Annotated in this window: 1 protein-coding gene; it reads left to right on the top strand. The window is 50.8% G+C overall.

Going from position 1 to position 1,921, the window contains the following annotated elements:
* Positions 1-457 precede the first annotated feature (457 nt).
* A complete protein-coding gene (ltrA, locus tag PSF16_RS17275; RefSeq protein WP_272689795.1) occupies positions 458-1,846 on the top strand; it encodes a group II intron reverse transcriptase/maturase in 1,389 nt (462 codons plus the stop codon).
* Positions 1,847-1,921 lie beyond the last annotated feature (75 nt).

The following is a 1,921-nucleotide window of genomic DNA, read 5'->3' as shown; positions in this document are numbered from 1 at the left end:
TTGTGCGCCGAGCATGGCGCGTAGCGCCTTGATTGGCGCTGTCTGTTGACTGTGGTGGCTAACAGGCGACTTGGAGGTGAAAGTCCTCTACACGCCCGATAAGGGGAAGTGTTAGCTGAACGGCAAGGGTGTTCACCGCGAGGTGAAATCTGAAGGAAGCTGAAAGCAAAATGCAGGTCTGACGAACAGGAAGCGGTTCAGGCGGCGCAGCGGGGTAAGGCGGCAATTATCGTCAACGCCCAATACTTATACGGAACGCTGTGACGTACAGCCGACAGACATAGGCAGGAAAGTCGCGCGAATTACCTCGGGAGATCTGCCATTGTGCCGCCGTGCTACCAACATCGAGAGGTGTTGGGATGCAATGACAGAAGTCAGCCGACGCCGTAGTAGTGCTAGCTAACCGACAGCATGAAGGGCTGAACATGTTTAACCGCAATTAGGACATTGATACTCGATGCCGATTAATGATGCACAAGGGCAAATGATTGCCGCCACAGGTCAGGATAGCGGACAGTATTCGCCAGAGCTGCCTCGTGGTGCTGAAATCGACACGGCGGTCAGTGGGCAAACGAAAGCGGAAGTGCCGTTGACAATGAAAACGGTGATAGAGAGAGCCAATATGATGCTCGCCTATCAGCGCGTAGTAGAAAACAAAGGTGCAGCAGGGGTAGATAACCTCAGTGTGCGTGAGTTGAAGCCATGGCTGAAAACAAACTGGGCAAGCATCAAAAGCGCCTTAATGACAGGGAGTTACCTCCCTCGGGCAATCCGTAAAATGGACATCGCAAAGCCAGATGGTGGAGTGAGAACATTGGGGATCCCGACAGTGGTAGATAGACTGATCCAACAAGCGATCGCGCAGAAACTGAGTCCAATGGTTGACTCGACCTTCTCAAAAGCCAGTTATGGCTTCCGCCCGAAACGCAACGCATGGCAGGCAGTGCGCCAAGCACAAATCTACATGAATAGCGGAAAACATTGGGTAGTTGATATAGATCTGGAAAAGTTCTTCGACAAGGTGGATCACGATATCTTGATGTCGCGACTCGCCCGCTGGGTCAAGGATAGACACGTATTGAGGTTGATACGTCGATACCTTGAAGCGGAGATGGTCGACAAAACAGAGAGAATAAAACGTGAACAGGGCATGCCGCAAGGCGGGCCATTGTCACCGCTGCTCTCAAATATCTTGTTGGACGAGTTGGATAAAGAGCTGGAGCGACGTGGACACGCATTTTGTCGCTATGCGGACGACTGCAATATCTATGTTAGCAGCCGTAAAGCGGGAGAACATCTGCTTAAGGATATCAGTGAGTATTTAGCGAAAACGTTAAAACTGACGGTAAACGAAAAGAAAAGTGCAGTGGCGCAACCTTGGGAACGGAAGTTCTTAGGGTACAGTGTGACACGGCACAAAGTTGTTCGACTGAAAGTGTCAAACACGAGCGTAGAAAGGCTAAAGGAGAAAATCCGCAGCCTGACCACGGGGCATAACTCGAAGTCAATCAAACGGGTCATTGAGGAACTGACACCGATCCTCAGAGGTTGGATCAGCTATTTTAGATACACGCAAGTGAAAGGTGTATTAGGAGAAATAGACAGTTGGATCAACAGGAAACTCCGTTGCTTGCTATGGCGGCAATGGAAACGGCCTTACACGCGAGCAAAGAAGTTAATGTTGGCAGGTTTAAGTGAGGAACGAGCCTGGAGTTCAGCGTGCAACCAACGAGGAGCGTGGTGGAACTCGGGAGCTAGCCATATGAACCAAGCGATAAAAGTCGCGATGTTACGTAGGGCAGGCTTACTATCATTGTTGGAACAACAACGGCAGTTCCAGTGTTAACATGAACCGCCGTATACGGAACCGTACGTACGGTGGTGTGAGAGGACGACGGGAGTGATCCCGTCTCCTACTCGA

This window comes from Providencia sp. PROV033 (assembly GCF_028484855.1).
GTDB lineage: Bacteria > Pseudomonadota > Gammaproteobacteria > Enterobacterales > Enterobacteriaceae > Providencia > Providencia alcalifaciens.
Note: the sequence above shows the minus strand (reverse complement) of the source record. Positions and strands in the feature narration are given on the sequence as shown.